The organism is Phocaeicola massiliensis B84634 = Timone 84634 = DSM 17679 = JCM 13223 (assembly GCF_000382445.1).
Lineage (GTDB): Bacteria > Bacteroidota > Bacteroidia > Bacteroidales > Bacteroidaceae > Phocaeicola > Phocaeicola massiliensis.
This window is the reverse complement of record NZ_KB905472.1, coordinates 988,833-1,008,030: the sequence shown is the minus strand read 5'-3', so window position 1 is coordinate 1,008,030 and position 19,198 is coordinate 988,833. Positions and strand designations below refer to the sequence as shown.

The following is a 19,198-nucleotide window of genomic DNA, read 5'->3' as shown; positions in this document are numbered from 1 at the left end:
TATATATTCTATTTTCGCTCTAAAATACCCAATAATAATGAAAAAGGAAATCTTACTATCCGCATTGCTCATAGCTACATTGGCTGCCTGTACAGGCAAAGGACCTGCCCGCAAATTTAAAGAGACGGCTGAAAGGCTGAATCAAACCTACCCCATCCGCTTGAATGAAACCATCACCATTGATAGTACTCATTATAATGAAAAAGACAACACTGTGAGTTACTATTATACCGTGACAGGGGAACTGGATGACCCTCAATTCATGGATAACAATTATGCCACTTACAAGAAAGCCTTACAAGAAGCTATTGACAACTCGGTAGAGATGGAAGAGTATCGAAAATTTGGAAGTAAAATCAAATATATTTATTACTCGGGAAGCAATAAGAAAAAACTGGCGGAATTCGTTTTCTAAATGGTTCCGGCACTACCACCCCACACGTACTAACGCATGAGCTCACACATATATATGTGTGAGCTCACACGAACGTATGTATAAGCCTACACGTTAGTACGTGCAAATCCATGCGTACTAACGCGTTATTCTTCTTCTGGTTTTGTAAAGCGAAACAGGGTCGGATCTACCGGACGAATCAATACATTCTGTCCTTTTTGAAACTTCGCTTTCAGTTTGGCAACCGTTTTTTCCAATTTCGATTTATTAGTATCAAAATATACAAAACAAGTGCGGTTCACCAGCCCTTCCTGACCTTCCAAATAATTCTTTAGTTGATAACTATAATGAGAACGTTGCGGCAACAATTTATTATTATCCAGTTTTACACTATCCAACAACTGGATATCTGTAAAATAAATCAATGAATCTGTAAACGAAGCAGACACGCCTACTATATATACAGCTTTGGTTTTATTTCCTTTTAAAGAAAATGCCGAACATAAAATCAGCACGACAAATAAAGAGCAGAAAATCTTGATGAATCTCATAATTTGTTTTTTATTATTTTATTAGGGACAAAAGTAGTTATTTACCGCTAAATATGAAAAGGTAATAGATAAATTAACATTATTCCTCTATAAACGAACAAAAGCACAAGATGAAAGAGCAAACTTTCAACTCATGCTTTGTTTTCTTTTTGTTTTGGAAACCGAATTTGGTCTTATCCCAAATAGGCCTTGAGCAGCTTGCTACGTGAATTTGCTCTTAATCTTCTAATGGCTTTCTCTTTAATCTGACGTACGCGCTCACGAGTGAGTCCGAATTTATCGCCGATTTCTTCCAACGTCATTTCCTGCGTGTTAATACCGAAAAACATCTGGATAATATCCTTTTCTCTTTCAGTTAACGTAGAGAGCGCTCTATCGATTTCCTTCGAAAGTGACTCATTAACCAAAGAACGGTCTGCCATAGGAGAGTCGTCGTTTACCAACACATCCAACAAGCTGTTATCTTCCCCTTCCACAAAAGGAGCGTCTACAGAAATGTGGCGGCCTGAAACTTTCAACGTATCCGAAATCTTGTCTACCGGAATTTCCAATTCATCGGCTAATTCTTCCGGAGAAGGACGACGCTCGTTTTCCTGTTCGAACTTAGAGAAAGCTTTGCTGATTTTATTCAGCGAACCTACCTGGTTCAACGGCAAACGGACGATACGTGACTGTTCTGCCAATGCTTGAAGGATAGACTGACGAATCCACCATACAGCGTAACTGATAAATTTAAAGCCTCGAGTTTCATCAAACTTCTCGGCTGCCTTAATCAGTCCCAGGTTTCCCTCATTAATCAAGTCAGGAAGACTTAATCCCTGATTTTGATACTGCTTGGCAACAGATACAACAAAGCGCAAGTTTGCACGTGTCAGTTTTTCCAATGCCACCCGGTCGCCTTTACGGATACGTTGAGCGAGCTCTACCTCTTCTTCTACAGTAATCAAGTCTTCGCGGCCAATTTCCTGTAGATACTTATCAAGAGATGCGCTCTCTCGGTTAGTGATACTTTTAGTAATCTTTAATTGTCTCATTCTCTATAAAACAAATTTGGGATGCAAATTTACAATATTAAAATGGAATAACATCCATTTTGTTTGAAATATTTTTGCCAATAAATCAAAAAAGGACTTATATCGAGCTAGTTCCTAAAATTATTGGATTATTCCAAAACATATAGTCTTAATTATTTTTATTAAGGACGCTTCTTTTAAATATAACAGGATGCACGACTAGTATAATACAGCCGTGCATCCACCAAACACACACCTATTGAAAAAATCTTATTACCTTATGTATTTTTATCTTTTATGAATCATTCCTGAGTCAAGTCCACGGCATAATTGGCACGTTTACCCGATGGGAACATACCGCTTAAGAACAATACCTGATCAGGTGACAAAGTTGCGGCCTTCAACACATCTTCCAAATCATTAACCGTTCTAATCACCTGTCCGTTGGCTTTCAGAATAATGAACCCTTTGCGAACACCGGCAGCTTTCATCTTACCTTCCGTTACTCCTGTTACTTCAACACCCGAACCAAGATTGAGTTGCTTCTTCAGTTCTTGAGGAACTTCGCGGAATGCAGCACCCAATATTTCCATGCCTGCATTCTTAACAACTTTTGTAGTACCTTGTTCGTTCTTTAAGGTCAGTTCAATATCCTTTTCCTTCTTGTCACGTAAAACTTTTACCGTAACCTTGTCACCCGGACGATGCTTAGCCAATCCCTCCTGCAGCTCTGCAAAGTTCTTCACTCTCTTGCCATCTATTCCGATGATGACGTCATTTTCCTGCAATTTACCTGCAGCAGAACCGCCTTCAATAATTTCACGAACCCATACACCATCTACTGCGCCCAAGTCTTTTATTTGTTTCTTCATCGCCTCATCCATCAACTGCTGTTCATCATTAATCGGTGTACCTTTGATACCTAAAATAGCACGCTGTACGGTTCCATATTCTTTTAAATCTGCCACAACCTTCTTCATAATGCTAGCAGGAATAGCAAATCCATATCCCGAATAAGCTCCTGTCGGTGAATACAATACTGAGTTAATACCAACCAATTCACCTCTTGCATTAACCAATGCACCACCACTATTACCTTGATTGATGGCGGCATCTGTTTGAATGAATGATTCTACACCTTGATTGTATACACCCAATGTACGAGCCTTTGCACTAACAATACCGGCAGTAACGGTAGATGTCATATTAAACGGATTACCTACCGCCAGTACCCACTCTCCTACCTTCAATGCATCCGAATCACCTACGGGAACTGTAGGAAGATCATCTGCTTCAATTTTAACTAAAGCTAAATCCGTGCTAGGGTCTGCACCTATCACACGTCCCTTAAATTCACGTCCGTCATTCAGTTTGACACTAATTACATCTGCATTATCAATCACATGGTTATTAGTAACAATATAGCCATCTCTGGAGATTATCACTCCCGAACCGAATCCAACTCTTTCCGGGGTATGCACCTGACGTTGTTGACCGCCTCCTCTGCCGTTTCCAAAAATATCACCGAAGAATTCAGAGAACGGATCACGAACCGTTACCGTCTGAGTTTTAGACTCCTGAGTAGACTTTATATGAACAACTGCATGTACAGAATTCTCGGCCGCCTGAGTCAGATCGACCGGTTGCATATTAACCGCATCCAAAGCAGCCAATCTTGTATTTTGACTTTGTTGGAACACATCATTAAAAGCCAGACTTTTATTCTGTTCAGGCTTCAACATAGTATAAGTCGTTACTCCCGCTACACCTGCGCTAACAGCTACAATCGCCGTTGCCCCTAGTACCATTTTAGTTGCTTGTTTCATAACTTAATATCTATTAGTTTGTTAATTTCATTTTTCAGTTTAACTTTTATACCGCTAAAGTAATGACAAAATATGTACGGTTGTATGCATTGTCAGATAAATTTTCCCTCTTTTAACAGAGGCATACAGGCACTTAACAGGGGTTAACCGCAATATCTGCCAAATTTGCATTCGTTATCAATAGCTGACAACAGACCTGTCAGAGGTATTAATTCAACATTTCACATTCATTTCGATACTTTTTCTCATCCTTTTGCAGCTTTTCGAGCTAAAAGCATTATCTTTGTCTTCTCAAAGCAGTCGGTCGGTCTGTCGCTGATGCCGCAAGGCAGAAGAGGAAAGTCCGGGCAACACAGAGCATCCTACTTCCTAACAGAAAGCTATCTGCGAAGGTAGAGTAATGCAGAAGAAAAAAACCGCCTTGTTCTTTCGAGAATAAGGTAAGGGTGAGAAGGCGGGGTAAGAGCCCACCAGCCGCATGGTGACATGTCGGGCTGTGTATCTTAGGAGTTGTAAGGTCATGTAAACCGGCATTATGAGGGTTGCTCGCCCCACGTCGGAGGGTAGACCGCTAGAGCCTGTTGGTGACAACAGGCGTAGATAAATGACAGACGCCTTACCGCTAGATAAGGAACAGAACCCGGCTTACAGACCGACTGCTTTTTTTTATATAAAGAGCCTAAATGAGTACCATGAACAAGGAAAAGCTGAAAGGCCTGCAATCGTTTCTCAAAGATGATATATGGCGAGTGACGGAAGACGAGGTTAGTAAATCCCGTGGAATATTTTATAATGCAATAAAGATAGCAACCCTCTCCATCCGTGAGTTTACCCAAGGACGTATTATTAATAAAGCTTCGGCACTGACATACAGCACGCTGCTTTCCAGTATTCCTATATTAGCCATCTTATTTGCCATTGCGCGTGGTTTTGGCTTCTCCAATTTATTGGAGACTCAGTTTCGCAGCGGACTGGAAGGACAGAGTGCGGCCGCAGAAACAGTTCTCGGATTGATTGACTCTTATCTGATTCATGCCAAAAGTGGTATATTTATCGGTATCGGTTTAATCATGCTGTTTTGGACTATTCTCAGCCTGACATATAACATAGAACGTACTTTCAATTACATTTGGCAGGTGAAGAAACCACGCACTCTTTACCGTAAAATGACAGATTACTTTTCCATCCTTTTACTTCTTCCGCTATTAATCGTATTGTCAAGCGGTATATCCATCTTCATGACAACGATGCTGAAGAACATGGAAGATTTCGTATTGCTGGCACCGCTAATGAAATTTATGGTCAGACTTATCCCTTTCATACTCACATGGGGTATGTTTACAGGACTGTATGTGTTTATGCCGAACACAAAGGTAAAAATCAAATACGCTATCATACCCGGTATCATAGCCGGTACTGCGTTCCAAGCATTCCAATATCTATATATCGGAAGTCAGATATGGGTTTCACGTTACAATGCCATTTATGGTAGTTTTGCCGCCATCCCAATGTTCTTGCTGTGGACACAAATATCGTGGAGCATCTGTTTGTATGGTGCGGAACTGTGCTATGTAGCCCAAAATTTGAAAAATTACAGTTTCAGTAAAGAGACAGCTCATATCAGTCGTCGGTATCATGACTTTCTTTGCATCCTTATCATGTCGCTCATCTGTAAACGCTTCGAAACGGAAGAACCTCCTTATACCGCCGTCACATTGAGTGATGAACATAAGATTCCCATCCGGCTAACCAAAAACATATTATATGAACTGCAAGATATGCACATGATTTATGAAACTCCTGTAGATGATGACGATGAATCCTTTGCATATCTCCCATCTGTGGATATAAACCGGATGAATGTGGCAATGCTCCTGAACAGACTGGATGTAGCCGGTTCAGAAGCATTCAAGATTGACCGTGAGCGATACAGTGCTCCGTGGGAAGCACTGATGCGAGCTCGCGAAGAATATTATCAAAGCACCAGCAAGATACTGTTGAAAGACCTTTAGTTATTGAATTGCATCATACGGCTCAAATATTTGCCGATGATATCGAATTCTATATTCACAATGCTTCCCGACTGGAAAGTGTGGAAATTGGTATGTTCGTAAGTATAAGGAATAATAGCAACCTGAAAAGTATCATCTGTCGGATTGCACACAGTCAGACTAACACCATTTACGGTAACCGAACCTTTATCAACCGTCATATAACCACGCTTTGCCATCTCCTTGTCAAACTTATACTTAAAGGTATAATAACGGCTACCATCCACGTCCTGGATGCTGATACATTCCGCAGTCTGATCTACATGCCCCTGCACGATGTGTCCGTCCAAACGTCCGTTCATCATCATACTACGCTCCACGTTCACTTTATCCCCTACCTTCAACAATCCAAGGTTGGAACGCTCCAATGTTTCTTCAATGGCAGTTACTGTATATGTACCATCCTGAATGCTTACCACTGTCAGACAAACACCATTGTGAGCAATACTCTGATCTATCTTCAGTTCGTCTACAAACGAACATTTCAATGTAAGGTGCAGGTTAGTTTGTTCTTTTTCCAAACGCACTACTTCTGCATATTCTTCTACAATTCCTGAGAACATAATTCATTAATTTAATAGTTAAAGTGCAAAGATAAAGAGAAAAAGCCGTCTTAAATAAAAGATTTATGTATTTTTGCACAAATTACTTTGCAAACATTACTAATACTAACAAATATGGATAGCACAAGAATCGTTGGCGAAAAGATTAAATCGCTGCGTGAAACAAAAGAAATCAGTGTAGCAGAATTAGCAGAACGTTCAGGGCTTGCCGAAGAGCAAATCAACCGCATAGAAAATAATGTAGACCTTCCTTCACTGGCTCCTCTTATCAAAATAGCACGTGCATTGGGAGTACGCCTGGGCACTTTTCTGGATGACCAAGAAGAGCAGGGAGCAGTCGTTTGTCGCAAAGAGAGTGCCGAAGATACAATCAGCTTTTCAAATAATGCAATGGACTTACGCACTCACATGCGCTACCATTCTCTGTCAAAATCGAAAGCCGACCGCCATATGGAACCTTTCATTGTTGATGTAGCTTCGAATGACAATGTTGAGTTTACCCTTTCGTCGCACGAAGGAGAAGAGTTCATTTATGTAATGGAAGGTGTCATTGAAGTGTGTCACGGCAAAAAATGCTATGTGATAGAAGCCGGAGACAGTATTTATTATGACTCTATTGTCCCCCATCATGTGCACGGACTTTGCGGACAGGCAGCCAAGATATTGGCGGTAATCTATACACCCATCTAAATCGGATTTTGACATGGAATTATATACCCGAACCCTCGGAGACTGGCTCGAACATTGGGCTGAAGCCACTCCCGATAAAGAATATATCGTCTATTCAGATCGTAACCTGCGTTTTACCTGGAGGCAATTCAATGAGCGTGTTGATAATATGGCAAAAGGATTGCTTGCCATCGGCGTCAAACGAAATACTCATGTAGGAATTTGGGCAGGCAATGTACCCGACTGGCTCACTTTCCTGTATGCTTGCGCCAAAATCGGTGCTGTAGCTGTAACCGTAAACACCAACTACAAGCAAGCCGAACTGGAATATCTTTGTCAGAATTCAGATATGCATACGTTATGTATCGTCAACGGTGATCGTGGCTCGGATGACTACGTCAACATGGTTTATGCCATGCTGCCCGAACTGAAAAGTTCACAACGTGGGTATCTGAAAAGCAAGCGTTTTCCTTGCATGAAGAATGTCATCTACATCGGTCAGGAAAAATACAGAGGAATGTATAACACTTCTGAAATCCTCCTATTGGGAAGTAATGTAGAGGATGACGAACTCACTGAAGCCAAGAAACAGGTGGACTGCCACGACACGGTGAATATGCAGTACACTTCCGGCACGACAGGATTCCCAAAGGGAGTCATGCTTACACATTATAATATAAGCAACAATGGCTTCCTCACCGGAGAACACATGAAATTCACTTCTGATGACAAGTTGTGTGTTTGTGTCCCTCTTTTCCATTGTTTCGGCGTAGTACTTGCCACCATGAACTGTCTGACACATGGATGTACACAAGTAATGGTCGAACGCTTTGACCCGTTATTGGTACTTGCGTCTATTCATAAAGAACGATGTACAGCCCTTTACGGAGTTCCGACAATGTTCATTGCCGAGCTGAACCATCCGATGTTCGATATGTTTGATTTGTCAAGCCTTCGCACAGGTATCATGGCCGGATCTCTCTGCCCGGTGGAACTGATGAAGAAAGTGGAAGAAAAGATGTTTATGAAAGTGACCAGCGTATACGGACTGACAGAAGCAGCTCCCGGCATGACAGCCACTCGTTTGGACGACCCATTCGATGTGCGTTGCAACACAGTAGGACGCGATTTTGAGTTTACAGAAGTCCGGGTAATCGACCCCGAAACCGGCGAAGAATGTCCGATAGGCGTACAAGGAGAAATGTGCAACCGAGGATACAATACCATGAAAGGCTATTATAAGAACCCGGAAGCCACTGCCGAAGTGATAGACCGGAACGGCTTCCTGCATTCGGGAGATTTGGGAGTCAAAGATAAAGATGGAAATTACCGAATCACAGGGCGTATCAAAGATATGATTATCCGTGGTGGAGAGAATATATATCCACGTGAAATTGAGGAATTTCTCTATCAGATGGAAGGAATCAAAGATGTACAAGTAGCCGGTATTCCTTCTAAAAAATACGGTGAGGCAGTAGGCGCCTTCATTATCCTGCACAAAGGAATAGAAATGAATGAATTTGACGTTCGTGAATTCTGCACAGGCAAAATTGCACGATACAAAATACCCAAATATATCTTCTTTGTTGATGAATTTCCAATGACCGGCAGCGGAAAGATTCAGAAATTCAAGTTAAAAGATATAGGACTGGAGTTATGCCAAAAGCATGGAATAGAAATTATTTAATATATATTCATGGGGTCAAAACAGGGATAATGCTGTCGTTTAATCCGTAGGGGCGAGATTCGCTCGCCCGAAAACAGTTTACTTTGCGTCTTCGGGCAGGCAAACCCTGTCCCTACAGCTGACGATGGGATAGACCGGTTTAATTTTGATACACTTCCATGTTTTTCTTGTTACAATATCCAGCAACAAGCATCAGTTATCACCCTTTTACCATTTTTCGCCGATACTTCTATGTTGTTCTCCCCTTTTTTCAGCCGAATATCTTTAAAGATACACACTTTTACACCATCCGGCTGCATTTTTTTTATTATTTGTCCGTTTACCTTCAGAGTTACTTCTGCACAATTAGAAAATATCTGTACCTCTGTCACTGGTTTTACGCGGTTCACGCTACGGCGACCGGCAATATAAACCATCGGTTCAGGATTCCAGTTTGCTTTATAAAAATAAAATGCATCCTTTTTAACTTTACGGTCGTGCGTCACCAATCCTTTATCATTGATACCCGGACGATCCCCTTCTGTACGATGAGCTGCTCCGAAATCAAACATATTCCAAACAAAACTGCCCCAAACGTATGGACGTTCACTAATAATCTTCCAATTCTGAATATGATATTCCGTCTGCCAGTTTTCCGGATGCCACCAACTTCCCGGGCTGGTTTGTACCAATGAATCCTGCTGATGATAAATACTTGCTCCTGCCCCATACTCACTGATAGCAATCTTTATTTCAGGGTGTGCCTGATGTGTCTTGTCCAGCCATGAAGCCAATGTCGCCGGAGTTGCTCCATACCAACCGTCATATCTGTTCCACGCAATATTATCTGTTATGAAATTAATAGCACCGCCTTGGTTACTGGCTGATGTGGTGGGACGTGTAGGATCTTCCTGATGTGCCAGCACATTCAGTTCTTTAATGTACTCCAACGGATTATCTCCATTTTCTTTCAGTTCATTAAATAACCCCCAAAAACATATACTCGGATGATTAAAATGTTGACGGATCATCTCCTTCAACTGCTCCTTACCATTTTCACGAAAAGAAGGCTGGTCGACAAAACCTTTATCAGCATAACCTCCGGGACCGACAAACGGTATCTCTGCCCAAGTCACAATTCCATTCCTATCCATTAAATCATACATATAAGTAGCTTGTGGATAATGAGCCAGACGAATGGCATTTACCCCCATTTCAAGCATCAACCGAGTATCTTCTTCATGATGCATCGGACGAAGTGCATTTCCCACCTCTGCCCACTCCTGATGACGACACACCCCATGCAAAGGCAAATGTTTTCCATTAAGAAAGAAACCCCGATCGGCATCTGTCGCATAATAACGAAGTCCCAACGGCTGTTCCACTTTGTCTATCTCTTTTCCATCCTTCACCAGGGTTATCACTGTCTGATACATAAAAGGATCTTCCCTGCCATTCCATAAACGAGGATTCAGCAAGGTAAAACTCATTTCTTCGGGTTGTACGCTGGTATGAGGTGCAACAGTCACCTTTTTATCCGCCTGATAAACCACTTTATCTCCTTCTTTTACTTGGAGCCTAAGAGTTGCCTGCCGGGGATGTTCCGTTCCGTTCGACAGGTTAATACGAGCCAAAACAGCGGCTTGTTTCTCACCCACATGCTGCTGAAAAAGATATACTCCCGGAGAAGCATAATCCAAAGGAGAGATACAAATATCTTCCGTAACAAGTAAATGCACATCCCTATAAATCCCCCCATAGAAATTAAAGTCACCTACCAAAGGCATGACATCAAGCTGTTCACCATTATTCACACGAACCAGCACGGTATTATCTTTCCCATAATTCACCTTATCGGTGATTTCAAAAATAAATGCCCCATAGCCACCCCGATGCTCTCCTATCTGTTTGCCGTTGATGAAAACATTGCTTACACAGTTTGCTCCTTCAAAACGGAGAAACAGTCGTTTGCCTTTCCACTCGGAACGGATAAATAGTTTCTTGTCATAATTACCGATTCCTCGTTTATAGTCGGGTTTGCCACTCAAAGCATCTTGTGCATTCCAAGTATGAGGCAAATCTACCCGGCGACTTGAATTCTTATCCACTTGATGGGAGAATCGGAAGTTCCAATCCTGATTGATGAGTATATTTTCTCTTTGCGCAAGAGTCTGCATACTTACTGCCATGGCAAATAATGCAGAGAAAGTCAGTCGAAGGTGTTTCATGTTCTTACCTTTTAATATCCATGTAATCTAAATTCAACAATACCATTACCTCTACAAAGGCTTTGTTATACAAAGATAGAATAGTATCACTACCGCCAACTATAACTTTTGTCGGTTTTATCTCATAAATTTGTCCAAATAAGGGAAGAACGAGGTATATGGGCATAAAAAAAGGAGCAACGCCTTGCTCCAACCTTTGTTAACCTTAAATCTAATACTATGAAAAACACAGTGCAAATATACGGACTTTCGGGAATTCTGCAATAGTTTATCTGTATTTTACGCAGCAAAACAATGTTATTTAACATAAATCGGTATCCCGTTTACAGCTGTTTGCAAAACCGGGATACCAATTTTAATTTCATTAAAAACTTGATTAATAAGTATGGCCGTCTTTTTCCAATTCTTGTGCTGTAATAGGCTTTCGGTCTATTGCACGCCAAGCATAAACAATGTATGCCAAAACAAAAGGTACCAAAACAGATACATAAGCCATGACGCGCAAAGTAAACTCACTGGAACAACTGTTGGCCAGTGTTAATGAACTTTGCAGGTCAGCAGTAGAGGGATAATATGCCGTGTTATTATAACCCACACAAAGGAGCAGCGCCAAAACCGTCAGCACAGTACCGATGCCTGCAAACCAGATACCGTTGGTAGATGTCTTGCTGAAAACAGATTTGCCGATGCCGAACAATACACCGACCACTCCTATCAGGAATAAAACCAACAAGACAGGCATATCAATGAAATTCATAAAATACTTGTAAGGTTCCATATATACTTCCTGCGTATCGGGACTGACAGCAAAACCATCACTCAATAATGTATGTATCACAAATGCCAGGAAAAGAATCAGGAAAGGAATCGTATCTGTAATCAATTGGCGACGGCAATGAGGAATCAATTCTTTATCACGGATATTATTGATAAAATACAAGTTGCCCAATATACGTGCCAAGAACAAAACAGCAAAGCCCAAAACAAGATTCCATGGATTAGTCAGTGCATCCAACCCATGCCATCCATTGGCCCAACTGCTGATGACAGGCATCAGTTCATTACCCATATTTCCTTTATTCACCAAGAAATTAGAGCCCGTAAAGAATGTAGCCACTGCTCCTCCCAGCAATAACGGCCCTACAACTCCGTTGATTACCAGGAACCATTGATAGGTACGCTTGCCCAAAATATTACCCAATTTAGACTGAAATTCATAAGAAACAGCCTGCAACACGAAAGTGAACAAGATAATCATCCACAGCCAATATGCACCACCGAAGCTGGTGCTATAAAACAAAGGAAATGAAGCGAAAAAAGCTCCTCCGAAAGTAACCAACGTAGTAAAAGTAAACTCCCACTTACGTCCTGTGGAATTCACCAGCATGGTACGCTCTTCGTGAGTGCGGCCCAAAGTGAACAGTAAAGAATTGCCACCCTGCACAAAAAGCAGAAACACCAACAGGGCACCCAGCAATGAAACCAGGAACCACCAATAATTTTGTAGAAATATATAGTCCATAGAATTTTATTTAAATGATAAATAATGGAATTACCGCATACAAAAGTTATTCACCTTTTATTGCCTCCGGTCCTTTCTTTATGGCCTTAACCATAATATTGATTTCAGCAATCAGCATAATAGTAAACAATATCAGGAAAATAAAGAAAGTTATCTGCACGGAGCTCGTCTGCAACTTGGAAATAGCGGCTCCCACCGGCAACATATCCTGAATAGCCCACGGCTGACGACCTACTTCGGCTACCACCCAACCGGCTTGTCCGGCAATATACCCCAACGGGATAGTCCAAAGTGCAAGTTTCTGTAACCACCCTGCATCTTTCAGTTTGTCTTTCCGAGACAGGACAAGTACCACAATAAAGAATAAGATGAAATATCCTCCCAACCCTACCATGATGCGGAACGACCAGAATGTCAATCCGACAGGAGGAACCAAATGAGCAGGATCTTTGATATATCCGTATCCGAAATAAGCCACATTCTCATCCAATGTCCGGCGTGCTACACTTGCAGCCTCTTTATTACCCTCCTTCTGCGCTTTGCGGAAAGCATCCAAAGCAGCAATCGCCTTTTGACCGCGCTCTATTTTCTCTTGTGCAGAAAGAGCGATGGTTCCCTCCGGAGTTTGGTAACCGCCTTCCAGTAAATTATTGATGCCCGGCACATATCCGTCTATGTCATGAGTGGCCAGAATAGAAAGCATTTTTGGAATCTTTATGTCGCCTACCACCGTAAACGGCATCCCATTGCCACCCTCTTGAAGTCCTTCGGCCGCAGCCATTTTCATCGGCTGCACTTTGGCCACCTGAACGCCGGAGATATCTCCTGTCCATGCCACTATCAGCGAAGCTGCCAACCCAAAGACGGCAGCCACTTTGATGCTTGCTTTCGCAAATTCAATCTCGCGCTTGCGAAGCAGATACCAGCAACTGACACCCACTACAAACACTGCACCAAGTACCCAACCGCTCAGCACGGTATGGAAAAACTTAGCCACAGCCATCGGCGAGAGTGCCACCGCTGCAAAATCCACCATCTCATTACGCACTGTCTCAGGATTGAATGCCATGCCCACCGGATATTGCATCCAAGCGTTGGCAACCAGAATCCACCATGCAGAAAGTGTTGCACCGATACCTGTCAGCCATGTAGATGCCAGGTGGAAACGTTTACTTACTTTGTTCCAGCCAAAGAACATAACGGCAATGAACGTTGCCTCCATAAAGAAAGCCAGAATACCCTCGATGGCCAGCGGAGCACCGAAAATATCACCTACAAACCAAGAGTAATTACTCCAGTTCGTACCGAACTCAAACTCCAGAATCAATCCCGTAGCAACACCTACGGCGAAGTTAATACCGAAAAGCTTCATCCAGAACTTTGCCGTGCGTTTCCAGAATTCCTTACCTGTGACTACATAGAAAGTCTCCATGAGCCCCATAATCATAGCCAGTCCTAATGTAAGAGGAACAAAAAGCCAGTGATACATGGCCGTCAGTGCAAATTGCGCCCGCGACCAGTCGATTAGCGAAGTGTCAATGTTTTCAAACATACCGTTTTGATATTAAAATATTTATGGATTTGCGCGTTTAATCAATTCTTCCCCTACATATTGCTGCTTCTCCTGAGGGGTCTTCTCCTTTAAAAAAGAAGGAAAGAAAAAGAGTTTCAAAATAAAAAACATAATAAACAGTTTAATAAGAATAATGGCCCAAAGCGTCCGGCCAAGGGTCATCTCACGGAAACCGTCCCGATAGAACGTCCATATACGAACTAACAAAGTATTACTCATAGAAACTTATCTTAAACTTGTAATTATTACAAAGAAAAATACTTTATCGGTAAAAAACAAGTTTTTGTCCATAGAAATGTGCGGGGAATCTATATTTATTGCCGATAAAAGCAATGTCCCCTACATTTGCAGTAACAAATTAAACCGCAAAAAGGATGAAACAACGAGTAGTATATTTAGCAATTAGCTTATTAGCGACCTCTTCATTGACCGCTCAGGAAGCAAAAAAATGGACTCTGAACGACTGCATTGAATACGCTTTGGAAAAGAATATCCAGTTGCAACAGGATAAAATTTCATTGGAAGAAAGTGATGTGGATGTAAAGACTGCGAAAGCAACCCTCTTCCCCAGTCTATCGTTCAATACCGGACACAACGTAACAAACCGTCCGTATCAGGAAAACAGCAGTACTGTAAACGGCACTGAAATTATCAGCAGCAACAGCAAAACGACTTATAGCGGCAACTACGGACTGAATGCTCAATGGACGGTTTGGAATGGGAACAAACGCATAAACACAATCAAGCAAAAAAAGATGAGCCGCGAAATAGCGGGACTTACCGTAGCACAAACGGAAAATTCATTGCAAGAACAAATCGCACAAGTGTTTATCCAAATCCTGTATGCCGATGAATCGGTGAAGATTAATGAGAATACCTTGCAAGTGAGCCGCGCCACTTATGAACGCGGTGTAGAACTCTTCAACGAAGGAAGCATCTCCAAGGCCGACCTTGCACAATTGGAAGCTCAGGTTGGTAATGACCAATATCAACTGGTTACAGCCGAAAGTTCGCTCCGGGATTATAAGTTACAACTCAAACAACTGCTCGAACTGGACGGAACCGAGGAAATGGATCTTGTTCTCCCCACTTTGACAGACGAACACGTGTTGCAACCTTTACCCGGCCAAACGGATATATATCAGCAGGCACTGGCTTCGCGTCCCGAAATACAAAGCAGCAAACTCAATATCGAAAGCTCAAAGTTGGATATTTCCGTTGCCAAAGCAGGCTACTATCCCACCATCAGTTTAAGTGCCTCTGCAGGCAGTACCACCAATAGTGCCAGCGAAAACGGTTGGGGAAAACAAATGAAGTATGGTTGGAACAACATGATAGGAATTAATCTCAGTATTCCTATCTTTGATAACCGCCAAAACAAAAGTGCTGTTCAGAAAGCACGTCTGCAATACAGCAGCAGTCAGCTCGACTTAATCAATAAGCAAAAGGAGCTTTACAAAAATATAGAAAGCCTCTGGCTGGATGCCACAAACGCCCAACAGCAATATGATGCAGCCGAGAGCAAACTGAAAAGCAGCCGAATCAGCTTTGATATGGTAAACGAACAGTTCAATCTGGGCATGAAGAATACCGTAGAACTCCTGACCGAGAAGAACAACCTGCTCAGTGCACAGCAACAACGCATCCAAGCCAAGTATATGGCTATCCTGGACCGCACCTTGCTGAACTTCTATGCAGGACAAGAAATAAAGTTATAATACCGAAAATATAAACGTTATACATAGTAATACAGTATGGAAAAGAAGAAAACGATCCTTCTCAGTGCCGCAGTCGTCATGGTTGCAGTCGGCGGTTTTTGGATGCTTGGAAGCTCTGAAGCAAAAAGCACAGTGAGCTTTGCAACAGAAAACGTAAAAAAAAGCAATATCAGCAATTCAATCACTGCTACAGGAACCATCGAACCTGTGACGGAAGTCGAAGTCGGTACTCAGGTATCAGGCATTATCGACAAGATTTACGTTGATTATAATTCTGTGGTAACCAAAGGTGAACTGATAGCAGAAATGGATAAAATCACACTCCAGAGCGAACTTCAGTCTGCCCGGGCTACTTACGATGGCAACAAGGCTGAATACGACTATCAAAAGAAATTGTACGAACGCAACAAGAAGTTACACGACAAGCAGCTCATCAGTGATACCGATTACGAACAGTATGTATATAACTACGAACGTGCAAAAAGCTCTTTCGATGCCAGTAAAGCCGCCCTTGCCAAAGCCGAGCGCAACCTTTCGTATGCCACCATCACCTCTCCCATTGACGGAGTGGTAACCAGCCGCGATGTAGAAGAAGGACAGACAGTTGCCTCCGGTTTCGAAACTCCGACTCTCTTCACCATTGCCGCCGACCTGACCAAAATGCAGGTAGTGGCAGATGTGGATGAAGCCGATATTGCCGGAGTGGAAGACAGTGCCCGCGTCACATTCACCGTGGATGCCTATCCCGATGATGTATTTGAAGGTTATGTAAGACAAGTACGTTTGGGAAGCACCAACAGCAGTAGCAGCAGTTCCACTACCGGCACTACTACAGTTGTCACTTATGAAGTAGTCATTACTGCCGATAATCCCGACTTGAAGCTGAAACCCCGTCTCACAGCCAATGCCACTATCTATACATTAAACAAAAACAATGTATTGACTGTGCCCGGCAAAGCACTGCGGTTCACACCGAATAAAGACATTGCCAAAGGATATAAAATCAATGACTGCCAAGGAGAACACAAAGTGTGGACACTGGAAGGCAATACTTTTACCGCACATCCGGTTAAAATCGGTATATCAAACGGTACATTGACCGAGATTCTAAGCGGCATCACCGAGAATATGCCTGTCGTCACGGAAGCCGTGGTCAATAGCAATGCCCCTCAAATGGAAGGAGTCGGTGAAAATGGAGAAAGAAGTCCCTTCATGCCCGGCCCTCCGGGAAGCAAGAAAAAAAACAATAAATAAACTTGCACATCAAAACCTATATGCAAAAAAGACAGATGAAAAAGATTATCGAACTTCAAAATATCAAACGAAACTTCCGGGTGGGTGAAGAAACCGTGCACGCCTTGCGCGGCATTTCCTTCACCATCTGCGAAGGAGAGTTTGTCACCATCATGGGTACTTCCGGTTCGGGCAAATCCACCCTGCTGAATACACTGGGGTGCCTTGATACCCCCACCAGCGGAGAATACCTGCTGGACGGCGTATCCGTCCGCACCATGAGCAAACCCCAGCGTGCCATACTGCGCAACCGCAAAATCGGTTTCGTGTTCCAAAATTATAACCTGCTGCCTAAAACTACGGCAGTGGAAAATGTGGAACTCCCACTGATGTATAACTCTTCCGTTTCGGCAACCGAAAGACGGAAAAGAGCCATTGACGCCCTGATATCCGTCGGATTGGGTGACCGCCTGGAACACAAGTCCAACCAAATGTCGGGAGGACAGATGCAACGCGTGGCCATCGCCCGTGCTTTGGTCAACAACCCGGCTGTTATCCTTGCCGATGAAGCGACCGGTAACCTTGATACCCGCACCTCTTTCGAGATTCTTGTACTCTTCCAGAAGTTACATGCCGAAGGACGCACGATTATCTTCGTTACCCATAATCCCGAACTGGCACAATACAGTAGCCGTAATATCCGCCTGCGCGACGGTCATGTGATAGAAGACACGGTCAACACACACATCCTGTCCGCCGCCGAAGCACTGGCCGCTCTGCCTAAGAACGATGAAGACTGACCTTCATCAGCAATAAGAAACAAATTAAAACAATAGCCAATTATGAACGGAACAAACCTATTCAAAATAGCTCTCCGGGCTCTAGCCAACAACAAATTGCGCGCCTTCCTCACCATGCTGGGTATCATCATCGGCGTAGCATCCGTTATCGCCATGCTTGCCATCGGCCAAGGCTCGAAGAGAAGTATCCAGCAACAAATCTCGGAAATGGGTTCGAACATGATTATGATTCATCCGGGAGCCGAGATGCGCGGCGGGGTTCGCCAAGACCCTTCGGCAATGCAGACATTGAAACTGGAGAATTATGAGAAACTCAGCGAAGAGTGCACTTACCTCTCCGGCATCAGTCCCAATGTATCTTCCTCCGGGCAATTGGTGGCAGGGTCAAACAACTATCCCTCCTCGGTAAGCGGAGTAAGCATTGATTACCTTAACATCCGCCAGCTCAGTGTGGAACAAGGCGAAATGTTTTCCGAAAACGATATCCGCACCGCCGCCAAAGTCTGCGTCATCGGCAAGACCATTGTCGACAATCTTTTTCCCGACGGCTCCGACCCTATAGGAAAAGTCATCCGTTGCAACCAAATACCCATGCGTGTTGTGGGCGTATTGAAGTCCAAAGGTTACAACTCCATGGGACAGGATCAAGACGATGTGGTACTCGCCCCATACACTACCGTAATGAAACGATTGCTTGCACAAACCTATCTGGGCGGTATCTTTGCCTCTGCCCTGACCGAAGACATGACCGAAGAAGCGGTGGAAGAAATCACTTCTATCCTGCGGCGAGAGCATAAGCTGAAAGCCACCGATGATGACGATTTCACCATTCGCACCCAGCAGGAGCTGAGCAGCATGCTGAATACCACCACCGACCTGATGACCACACTGCTCGCCTGCATTGCCGGCATCTCGCTCGTGGTAGGAGGTATCGGAATCATGAACATCATGTATGTTTCCGTTACCGAGCGTACACGCGAAATCGGCCTGCGAATGTCAGTCGGAGCACGCGGTGTCGATATCCTTTCACAGTTCCTCATCGAAGCCATTCTGATTAGTATCACCGGCGGTGTGATAGGCGTGATTATCGGTTGCGGTGCCAGCTTCATGATTAAATCAATAGCCCACTGGCCCGTATTCATCCAACCTTGGAGCGTACTGCTGTCTTTCGCAGTCTGTACCATTACGGGAGTTTTCTTCGGATGGTATCCGGCCAAGAAAGCGGCAGATCTTGACCCGATTGATGCCATACGTTATGAATAAAACAATTTAGCGCCACACCATTCTTCTCGTTTCATGACTGTGGGAAAGTAGCCCACAGACTTGAAACGAGAAATTTATCGCTACGATAAGATAAATTTAATACCTTCTGCATCCTATTTTAACCCTGA

General features: G+C 43.2%; 16 protein-coding genes and 1 other RNA gene. 9 read left to right on the top strand and 8 right to left on the bottom strand.

Annotation, left to right across the window (positions count from 1 at the left end; genetic code table 11):
* Nucleotides 1-37 precede the first annotated feature (37 nt).
* On the top strand, nt 38-415 hold the full coding sequence (locus tag HMPREF1534_RS14765) for a hypothetical protein (protein ID WP_005937476.1): 378 nt from the start codon (nt 38-40) through the stop codon (nt 413-415).
* Nucleotides 416-540: 125 nt separating this feature from the next.
* On the opposite strand, the gene HMPREF1534_RS14770 is transcribed toward HMPREF1534_RS14765, so the two are convergent.
* The 3 genes from HMPREF1534_RS14770 to HMPREF1534_RS14780 form a co-directional block, all read right to left on the bottom strand.
* Entirely contained in the window at nt 541-945 is a 405-nt protein-coding gene (locus tag HMPREF1534_RS14770) for a hypothetical protein (protein ID WP_005937474.1), read from the bottom strand.
* Nucleotides 946-1,118: 173 nt separating this feature from the next.
* Nucleotides 1,119-1,979: a sigma-70 family RNA polymerase sigma factor gene (locus HMPREF1534_RS14775; RefSeq protein ID WP_005937471.1), complete on the bottom strand. Its 861-nt coding sequence runs from the start codon at nt 1,977-1,979 to the stop codon at nt 1,119-1,121.
* A gap of 281 nt (nt 1,980-2,260) precedes the next feature.
* The gene (locus tag HMPREF1534_RS14780; protein WP_005937467.1) at nt 2,261-3,784 is read right to left on the bottom strand and encodes a trypsin-like peptidase domain-containing protein; all 1,524 of its coding nucleotides are present in this window, start codon (nt 3,782-3,784) and stop codon (nt 2,261-2,263) included.
* Nucleotides 3,785-4,080: 296 nt separating this feature from the next.
* On the opposite strand from HMPREF1534_RS14780, the gene rnpB reads away from it, so the two are divergent.
* Both rnpB and HMPREF1534_RS14785 read left to right on the top strand, forming a co-directional pair.
* Nucleotides 4,081-4,448, top strand: an RNA gene (gene rnpB / locus HMPREF1534_RS19520) — RNase P RNA component class A.
* Between the two features lie 19 nt (nt 4,449-4,467).
* Entirely contained in the window at nt 4,468-5,796 is a 1,329-nt protein-coding gene (locus HMPREF1534_RS14785; RefSeq protein WP_018451934.1) for a YihY/virulence factor BrkB family protein, read from the top strand.
* Here the strand turns inward: HMPREF1534_RS14785 and HMPREF1534_RS14790 are convergent.
* Nucleotides 5,793-6,398 carry a riboflavin synthase gene (locus HMPREF1534_RS14790; protein ID WP_005937460.1) on the bottom strand — a complete coding sequence of 202 codons (606 nt, stop codon included), beginning with the start codon at nt 6,396-6,398 and terminating at the stop codon, nt 5,793-5,795. The two genes, HMPREF1534_RS14785 and HMPREF1534_RS14790, sit on opposite strands and share 4 nt — an antisense overlap.
* 114 nt (nt 6,399-6,512) lie before the next feature.
* On the opposite strand from HMPREF1534_RS14790, the gene HMPREF1534_RS14795 reads away from it, so the two are divergent.
* Complete coding sequence (locus tag HMPREF1534_RS14795) at nt 6,513-7,088, top strand: helix-turn-helix domain-containing protein (protein ID WP_005937457.1); 576 nt, start codon at nt 6,513-6,515, stop codon at nt 7,086-7,088.
* 13 nt (nt 7,089-7,101) lie between these two features.
* Nucleotides 7,102-8,754, top strand: coding sequence for an AMP-binding protein (locus HMPREF1534_RS14800; protein ID WP_005937455.1), 1,653 nt, complete (start codon nt 7,102-7,104; stop codon nt 8,752-8,754).
* A 170-nt stretch (nt 8,755-8,924) separates the two neighbouring features.
* Here the strand turns inward: HMPREF1534_RS14800 and lacZ4 are convergent, their stop codons facing one another.
* From lacZ4 to HMPREF1534_RS14820, 4 genes are all read right to left on the bottom strand, one after another.
* Nucleotides 8,925-10,961, bottom strand: a complete 2,037-nt coding sequence (gene lacZ4, locus HMPREF1534_RS14805; RefSeq protein ID WP_005937452.1) for a beta-glucuronidase LacZ4 — start codon at nt 10,959-10,961, stop codon at nt 8,925-8,927.
* A 376-nt stretch (nt 10,962-11,337) separates the two neighbouring features.
* Nucleotides 11,338-12,483: a cytochrome d ubiquinol oxidase subunit II gene (gene cydB / locus HMPREF1534_RS14810; protein WP_005937448.1), complete on the bottom strand. Its 1,146-nt coding sequence runs from the start codon at nt 12,481-12,483 to the stop codon at nt 11,338-11,340.
* Nucleotides 12,484-12,529: 46 nt separating this feature from the next.
* Complete coding sequence (locus tag HMPREF1534_RS14815) at nt 12,530-14,035, bottom strand: cytochrome ubiquinol oxidase subunit I (RefSeq protein ID WP_005937445.1); 1,506 nt, start codon at nt 14,033-14,035, stop codon at nt 12,530-12,532.
* 21 nt (nt 14,036-14,056) lie between these two features.
* Nucleotides 14,057-14,275 carry a DUF4492 domain-containing protein gene (locus HMPREF1534_RS14820; protein ID WP_005937443.1) on the bottom strand — a complete coding sequence of 73 codons (219 nt, stop codon included), beginning with the start codon at nt 14,273-14,275 and terminating at the stop codon, nt 14,057-14,059.
* Between the two features lie 155 nt (nt 14,276-14,430).
* Here HMPREF1534_RS14820 and HMPREF1534_RS14825 point away from each other — a divergent pair, with 155 nt between their 5' ends.
* From HMPREF1534_RS14825 to HMPREF1534_RS14840, 4 genes are read left to right on the top strand one after another with little or no spacing between them, the layout of a single operon-like run.
* Entirely contained in the window at nt 14,431-15,774 is a 1,344-nt protein-coding gene (locus HMPREF1534_RS14825) for a TolC family protein (RefSeq protein WP_005937441.1), read from the top strand.
* A 36-nt stretch (nt 15,775-15,810) separates the two neighbouring features.
* Nucleotides 15,811-17,028: an efflux RND transporter periplasmic adaptor subunit gene (locus tag HMPREF1534_RS14830; protein ID WP_005937439.1), complete on the top strand. Its 1,218-nt coding sequence runs from the start codon at nt 15,811-15,813 to the stop codon at nt 17,026-17,028.
* A 35-nt stretch (nt 17,029-17,063) separates the two neighbouring features.
* Nucleotides 17,064-17,807, top strand: a complete 744-nt coding sequence (locus HMPREF1534_RS14835; protein WP_005937437.1) for an ABC transporter ATP-binding protein — start codon at nt 17,064-17,066, stop codon at nt 17,805-17,807.
* A gap of 42 nt (nt 17,808-17,849) precedes the next feature.
* Nucleotides 17,850-19,070, top strand: coding sequence for an ABC transporter permease (locus tag HMPREF1534_RS14840; protein ID WP_005937435.1), 1,221 nt, complete (start codon nt 17,850-17,852; stop codon nt 19,068-19,070).
* Nucleotides 19,071-19,198 lie beyond the last annotated feature (128 nt).

Coding starts and splice junctions, on each gene's coding strand:
- HMPREF1534_RS14765 (WP_005937476.1), top strand. CDS start 38: ATGAAAAAGGAAATCTTACTATCCGCATTGCTCATAGCTACATTGGCT.
- HMPREF1534_RS14770 (WP_005937474.1), bottom strand. CDS start 945: ATGAGATTCATCAAGATTTTCTGCTCTTTATTTGTCGTGCTGATTTTA.
- HMPREF1534_RS14775 (WP_005937471.1), bottom strand. CDS start 1,979: ATGAGACAATTAAAGATTACTAAAAGTATCACTAACCGAGAGAGCGCA.
- HMPREF1534_RS14780 (WP_005937467.1), bottom strand. CDS start 3,784: ATGAAACAAGCAACTAAAATGGTACTAGGGGCAACGGCGATTGTAGCT.
- HMPREF1534_RS14785 (WP_018451934.1), top strand. CDS start 4,468: ATGAGTACCATGAACAAGGAAAAGCTGAAAGGCCTGCAATCGTTTCTC.
- HMPREF1534_RS14790 (WP_005937460.1), bottom strand. CDS start 6,398: ATGTTCTCAGGAATTGTAGAAGAATATGCAGAAGTAGTGCGTTTGGAA.
- HMPREF1534_RS14795 (WP_005937457.1), top strand. CDS start 6,513: ATGGATAGCACAAGAATCGTTGGCGAAAAGATTAAATCGCTGCGTGAA.
- HMPREF1534_RS14800 (WP_005937455.1), top strand. CDS start 7,102: ATGGAATTATATACCCGAACCCTCGGAGACTGGCTCGAACATTGGGCT.
- lacZ4 (WP_005937452.1), bottom strand. CDS start 10,961: ATGAAACACCTTCGACTGACTTTCTCTGCATTATTTGCCATGGCAGTA.
- cydB (WP_005937448.1), bottom strand. CDS start 12,483: ATGGACTATATATTTCTACAAAATTATTGGTGGTTCCTGGTTTCATTG.
- HMPREF1534_RS14815 (WP_005937445.1), bottom strand. CDS start 14,035: ATGTTTGAAAACATTGACACTTCGCTAATCGACTGGTCGCGGGCGCAA.
- HMPREF1534_RS14820 (WP_005937443.1), bottom strand. CDS start 14,275: ATGAGTAATACTTTGTTAGTTCGTATATGGACGTTCTATCGGGACGGT.
- HMPREF1534_RS14825 (WP_005937441.1), top strand. CDS start 14,431: ATGAAACAACGAGTAGTATATTTAGCAATTAGCTTATTAGCGACCTCT.
- HMPREF1534_RS14830 (WP_005937439.1), top strand. CDS start 15,811: ATGGAAAAGAAGAAAACGATCCTTCTCAGTGCCGCAGTCGTCATGGTT.
- HMPREF1534_RS14835 (WP_005937437.1), top strand. CDS start 17,064: ATGAAAAAGATTATCGAACTTCAAAATATCAAACGAAACTTCCGGGTG.
- HMPREF1534_RS14840 (WP_005937435.1), top strand. CDS start 17,850: ATGAACGGAACAAACCTATTCAAAATAGCTCTCCGGGCTCTAGCCAAC.